The 6,513-nt window shown below is 54.1% G+C and carries 5 protein-coding genes and 1 pseudogene; 5 read left to right on the plus strand and 1 reads right to left on the minus strand.

The window, feature by feature from the left end; translation table 11 throughout:
* The 5 genes and pseudogenes from D1641_RS18375 to D1641_RS18395 form a co-directional block, all read left to right on the plus strand.
* Positions 1 to 438 (plus strand): annotated as a pseudogene (locus D1641_RS18375) (aminopeptidase); the annotation flags it as partial.
* Between the two features lie 150 nt (positions 439 to 588).
* On the plus strand, positions 589 to 1,539 hold the full coding sequence (locus D1641_RS18380; RefSeq protein WP_160668385.1) for a LysR family transcriptional regulator: 951 nt from the start codon (positions 589 to 591) through the stop codon (positions 1,537 to 1,539).
* Positions 1,540 to 1,850: 311 nt separating this feature from the next.
* A complete protein-coding gene (locus tag D1641_RS18385) occupies positions 1,851 to 2,711 on the plus strand; it encodes a MurR/RpiR family transcriptional regulator (protein WP_160668388.1) in 861 nt (286 codons plus the stop codon).
* A gap of 100 nt (positions 2,712 to 2,811) precedes the next feature.
* Entirely contained in the window at positions 2,812 to 3,627 is an 816-nt protein-coding gene (locus D1641_RS18390; protein ID WP_160668390.1) for a carbon-nitrogen hydrolase family protein, read from the plus strand.
* A 40-nt stretch (positions 3,628 to 3,667) separates the two neighbouring features.
* Positions 3,668 to 4,909, plus strand: a complete 1,242-nt coding sequence (locus D1641_RS18395; protein ID WP_160668392.1) for an aromatic amino acid transport family protein — start codon at positions 3,668 to 3,670, stop codon at positions 4,907 to 4,909.
* A 191-nt stretch (positions 4,910 to 5,100) separates the two neighbouring features.
* On the opposite strand, the gene D1641_RS19805 is transcribed toward D1641_RS18395, so the two are convergent.
* Positions 5,101 to 6,513: flagellin (locus D1641_RS19805; RefSeq protein ID WP_279285722.1), on the minus strand; the 1,413-nt coding region annotated here is incomplete at its 5' end.

The following is a 6,513-nucleotide window of genomic DNA, read 5'->3' on the forward strand; positions in this document are numbered from 1 at the left end:
GTCTCCCTGGGTCCCGTGGTGGACACCACCCACGGCAAGCTGGTCATCGACGGCCCCATCTGCTACTACGGCTGCCCGACCATCCCCGTGGAGCTGAAGATCGAGGGCGGACGGATTGTGGAGGTTCTGGGCGGCGACGCCAAGATCTGCAAGGAGATCCGCCGGCAGATCGCCGAGGTCAAGGATTCGGACAACATCGCCGAGATCGGCATCGGCCTGAACCCCGCCTGCATGTTCAACGGCGACTTTGAGGAGGAGAAGAAGGCACGGGGCACCTGCCACATCGCCATGGGCAACGGCTTCTACTATGGCCAGCCCGCCCGCTCCACCGTCCACATCGACATGGTGCAGTACAACCCCACTGTCATCTTCGACGAGGGCACTGCGGAAGAGGTCGTCATTGTCAAGGACGGCAAGATGGTCTGCCTGGAGAAATAAGCTTCCGGTGTTATACACAAGCGTCCCTATCGTTTGGTAGGGACGCTTGTTCTTTGACTGCAAGGTGGATTGCGCCGGAAGGCTCTTTTTGGTATGCTAAAGACTCCGGGGACTGCGCCGGTCAATCTGAAAAATGGGAGTATCCGATCTATGTTCAACGAGATGAAATATGTCTATGCGGTATATCAGCACCGCAGCTTTTCCAAGGCGGCCAAGCAGCTGTTTGTGACACAGCCCACCCTGAGCGCCATGATCCGCAAGGTGGAGGAGAGCATCGGCTGTCCGATCTTCGACCGCAGCACCGTTCCAATCACCGTGACGAAGGAGGGAGAATTTTATATCCACAGCATTGAGCAAATCATAGCGATTCAAAAGAGTATGACCGACTACTTTCAGGACATTGCGGATTTAAAAAGCGGGGTGCTCTCCATCGGCGGAAGCAGCTATTTTTGCAGCTATTTTTTGGGAGAAATCATCGGTCAGTTTAAGCGGCGGTATCCCGGCATACAGATCAATCTTCAGGAGGGCAATATCGCGCAGCTGAAGGAGGGGCTTCAGAGCTCGGCGCTGGACCTGATTCTGGAGACCGCCCTGAATGCGGAGGATACGAATATACAAAAGTTTTTTCTTGGGACGGAGCATATTATTCTCTGTGTTCCTGCCTCATTTTCGGTCAATGACCGGCTGAAGGACTATCGGCTCAGCTTTGACGACGTGCGCTCTCAGCACTACCTGGAGGATGCTGTTCCCGCTGTGCCGCTGGGCGAGCTCCGGGATGTCCCGTTTTTGATTATGAAAAAGGGGAACGACATGTATCAGCGCAGCATCGGAATGTGCAAGCGGGCAGGCTTTACCCCAAAAATCGCTATGCAGCTGGATCAGCTTTTGACAGCCTTTTTTATTGCCAGCAGCGGGGCTGGGGCGGTGTTCATGCGGGCTGAGCTGTGCCGCTATCTGCCCAGCACCGACAATATGGCCTTCTATAAGCTGAATGACCAATTAGCGACCCGGCCGGTCTATATAGCCTGTAAGAAGGGAAGATATATCAGCCGGGCGATGCGGGTGTTTTTAGAGGTGGCTGGCGCGGAATTGGAGCGGTAGCGGGCGCCGGGGGAACTGCCTGGAGGGGCAGGACCTTTTGCCGCACTGACGGGGAAGAAAGAATATTTGAATGAAGTGGAGAAAAATCATTCACGGACTGGGGAAGAACGCAATAGGGATTCCACAAAAACGAGGAAAAAATTATTAAGGTTGCACAAAGTGGAAATCTCGATTTTGTCAATTTTACGAAGAGAGAATCTGAAGCTTTGAAGTTGACACAAATACCATCATTCATTACACTAAAAGTAAGAAAAACAGTCAAATTTGTGTGTTTTTGATGACAGGGCATGATCCGATGGAGGCCATGCAGTATGATTTTGGAACGTATTCAAAAGGAGCTGAATAAACTGAGCAGCCGCCAGAGGATGGTGGCCCAATATGTTCTTCAAAACGCGGAGAGCGTCGACTCCCTCACCGCCGCGCAGCTGGCGGAGGCGTGCTCCGTAAGTGAAGCGACGGTAATCCGCTTCGCAAACCACATGGGATACAGCCGGTATTCCGACATGAAGAGGGACCTTCAGGATGCGGTACGCGGAACGCTGTCGCAGATGGACCGGTTTCGCAGGACCGGCGACCTGAAGACGTACAGCTCCATGATGCAGACTGTGATTCGCTCTATGCGCTCCGATATCCAGAGCATTGAACGGACGCTGCTGTCGATTCATGAGCAGGAGCTGAGCTGCATTATAGAGCAGATTGCCACCAGCCGGCGGGTCTATGTGATTGGAACACACAGCGAATATGGCATTGCCTGCTATTTTGCCAGCACATTGGGCTGGATTCGGGACCAGGTCTATCTGTTGGACGCGACCCATGCCCCCAGCTTTGATATGGCGGCCGACGCGGGGCCGGAGGACGTAATCCTCGCGATGAGCTTCCCACCTTACCCTGCGGTCACCGTGCGCACACTGGATGCGGTGATCCGAAGAGGGGCGCACAGTGTTGCAATTACAGATTCTCCCCTCTCTCCCCTGGCCAAGCGGGCCCAGCACAGTCTATATGCTCACGACGAAAAGCTGTTTTTCGCGGACAACTCAGCCCCGACAGTCAGTCTGCTCTCGGTGCTGCTCGCGTTGGTCAGCAACTACGATTTTAAGGGCTCCTCCGCTTATCTGCGCAACAGGCAGAAATATTGGGAGGAGATTAAGTTTTACCACCAGGAGGGATCATGACCTGATCCGCGGCAGCTCTGGCGAAGGCGCCCGCCGGAGCTTGGCAGTATAAATATTCCAACAAAAAATTTAAGAGGGAACATTGAAAGGGGTTTTTGGAATGAGTCATGAAAGACTGGTCAAGGTAGCCCTGGGACAGTTTGCGTCGATCCAGGGAGACACGAAGGCCAATTTAGACAGGATGCTTCAAATGACTGACCAAGCGGCTGAAGCTGGGGCCAACCTGATCGTATTTCCTGAACTGGCGTACTCTGGATACTTCTGCCCCGCATATCAGATGCAGCAGCTGGCGGAGACCCAGGACGGCCCCTTTGTGCAGCAGCTGAGGAAAAAAGCCAGGGAGAAGCGCATTCATATCATTGCCGGTTACCCTGAAATGGGGCCGGTTCTGGGGAAAATGTATAACTCCTGTATTTTTGTTGACGACAACGGTGAGGTCATCGAAAATATGCGCAAGGTCTACGCCTGGGGCGAGGAGAAGCTGAAATTTGCCGAGGGCAAACGCTTCCCTGTGGTAAAGACCAAGTTCGGCAATGTAGGCATGCTGATCTGCTACGATGTGGAGTATCCGGAGCCCGCCCGCATTGAGGCGCTGAAGGGTGCGGACATCATTGTGGACTGCTCCGTGTGGAGCATAAATCCGGCAGAGCACCGCTGGCATGTGGATCTGCAGGCAAATGCCCTGTTTAATCTGCTGTTTATGGTGGGCTGCAACACGGTCGGCGACAATATCTGCGGAAGCTCCATGGTGGTCGGACCGGACGGAGAAATTCGTGCGATGGCCTCCCGAACGGAGGAGGAGCTTTTGATTCACGAGTTTAACCTGGACGAGATCCTGGAAATCCGCAGCCGGATTCCTTACATGAACGACTTTAAAGAGAACACATTCTCAATGGACGCTTTGAACACATATTGATCGATTCTGTAATTCGTAAAGGATTGGAAAGGAGCGCATCATGAGCGAAAATAAAAACACTGCCGCAGCAGAGAGCCAGTTTGAAGAGGGCTCGCTGAAGGTTCGTAAACTGACCCCCTTAGAGGTTACCTTTGCCGTGGTCGGCTGCGGGATCGGCTCCGGCTGTCTGGGTACCGCATACTCTGCCCGTCTGGCCGGCTTCCCGGTGATTACCTTCTGGCTGATCGTTTCCGGCATCACCACCCTGTTTTCCATGTACTATGTGGCTGAGACCGCCCTGCGTACCCGCAGGATGATGCAGCTGCCCGGCCTGGCTGAGCGTTATGTAGGACCAGTTGGAAAAATTCTTGTCTTCCTTGCGGTTACGCTGAATGCCTTCAGCTGCCTGATCGCCTATTTTAACGGCAGCGGCAACATTATCAACACCCTGCTCGGCATCCCCGGCTGGGTGGGAACCCTGATGTTTTTGATTCCTGGAATGCTGGTGGTCTTCTTTGGCTTAAAGGCTGTCGGCATGGCTGGTAAATATCTGTCCATCGCCATGACCATCATGCTGATTGTCTTGTGCGGGGCCTCTCTGATCAGCAAGGATGCCGATTTGAGCCGCCTGTTTGTCTCCAACTGGAGCTATGCAATCCCCATTTTTAATGTAGCTGCATTCAGCTATATCGGCCAGTACCTGGTGCCTGACCTGGCCCGCGGCCTGTCCCACGACCCCAAAAAGCTGGCGCCCGCTATGCTGGCAGGCCAGATTATCACTGCGGCTCTGCTGGTTCTGGTGCCCCTCGGCTGCTTTGTCATCTCTCCCGCTGACGAGATCAGCCAGGTCGCTACAATCGCCTGGGGACAGGCGTTGGGCTCCTGGGCGCTGTACACCGCAAATATCTTCGCCCTGATCGCCATGTTTACCTCTTTCTGCCCCATTTCTCAGACGCTGATCTCCAGCATTGTGGACTTTTTTAAGTTCCGGTCGGACTCTGATAACGCGATCCGTGTGCCCATTATGCTCGTGGTGTATGGGATTCCTCTGGTTCTGGTGTTCGGCAATCTGGTGGGCTTTGTGGATGCCATCTATTTCTCCGGCACGTTTTGCGCCGCCATCATGGCCATACTCCCCGTGTTCATGATTAACAGAGCCCGCAAAAGCGGCGACTTTGAGCCCGTCTGGAACTGCGGCTGGATGGCCAGCAAGCCAATGCAGGTTTTGATTGTTATCCTGTATGGCGGCACGGTGGTCTATGCAATTCTTGGTATGATGGGTATTCTGCCCGCCGGCTGGTAACAGCGATCATAATATACCGCAGAACAGGCGTTTACTCTTCCACAATTCTCTCTCCTTTTTCGGGCGGATGATATGCACCCCTACAGAGCGTTCTGACTGTAGGGGTGCATATTATGTGCCCGCTCTTTTGAAAAAAGGGGGCCGGGCATAGGCCCGGCCCCCTGGAGTATTTCTGCGCGTTAAAGTGTGAATTAGCCCAGCAGCTGGAGAACGCCCTGGGGCACCTGGTTTGCCTGAGCCAGCATGGCCTGGGCGGACTGAACCAGGATGTTGTTCTTCACGTAGGACATCATTTCCTCGGCCACATCGGTGTCGCGGATGGTGGACTCGGCGTCCTGGATGTTCTCAGCCATCACGGACAGGTTGTTCTGGGTGTGCTCCAGACGGTTCTGGTAAGCGCCCAGGTCGCCGCGGACGGAGGAAACATTGTTGATGGCGTCCTTGACGGTCTGGATCGCGGCGGCGGCATCCTCACGGGTGGCAATGCTCAGGTTGGCAATGCCGAGAGCCTTGCAGTGCATGTCGCCCACAGAGACCCGCAGCTGGTTGTAGTCGTCGCTGGTGTCGCCGATCTGGAGGGTCAGACCGCCGCCAGCCACCTTTCCGGCACTGGCCTTGAGAGCAATGCTGACGCCAGCGGTGTTGCCAGCTGCAGTAGCATCGGCGGCGAAAGTGTTCGTTGTGCCTTCGGTTGTAGCACCAAGCTCAGCTTTCAGGCCGGTCTCCATGCCGATTTTGTTGACAGCGTCTTTCAGATCAGCATTGATAGCCGCAGCCCAGTCATCACTGGTCACATCCAGGAAGTGGACTGTGCCGCCAGCCTTCAACTCGGCCAGCATATCATCGGTGACCTGACTTCTATCAATGAAAGCAAACTTCTTGCCGTTAATACTGAAGATAGCCTTTTCCAGATCAGTGGTACCGTTCTTGCCCGCAGTCGGAGTTCCCTTTTCACCAACATAGATTTTCGCCTTGGTGATATCCAGGGTTTGATAGCTGTCCACGCCAGCCTTAGACTGAACACCATTAACAACTATAACGGGATCAGCGCCCTTGGCAGTTGTGGAGATGTTGATGGCACTGACTTTCATGGTGCTGGAGCCAGCAGCTTTCGCATCAAACCGCAACCCATTTTCAGCAGCTACGGCAGGCTCAGTATCATCGGCAACACTGACTTTAAAATTAGCCTTGATATCGGCATTTTTGTTCAGGGCCTCAGCTAACATCTTTGCAGCATCCTCTGCGGTTTTACCGGCCGGAGTATATTCGTTTCCATCGGCATCCTCATATTTGCCGTTGCCAGTTATGTCGGTGCAGGTCAGCTCAACAGTAATTTCCTTAGTGGCCTTGCCATCGGCATCAGTCAAACTGACTGTAGCAGTCAGTTTATCTCCAACATTGGCTATAGGGGCTGTTGGCACAGCAGCCTTAGTTCCATATGCTGCCTTGGTGGCATCGATGTCAATGGTGCCAATGCCCTCGATCTTGCCCACGGAAGTAGCGGCGGAGCCGCCCTCAGTGGCCAGGGAGCCGTCCAGCAGCTTGATGCCGTTGAAGTTGGCGCTGTCAGCGATACGGTTAATTTCGTCGCGGAGCTGGTTGAC

Origin of the sequence: Colidextribacter sp. OB.20 (assembly GCF_009911595.1) — a bacterium.
Classification (GTDB): Bacteria; Bacillota; Clostridia; order Oscillospirales; family Oscillospiraceae; genus Lawsonibacter.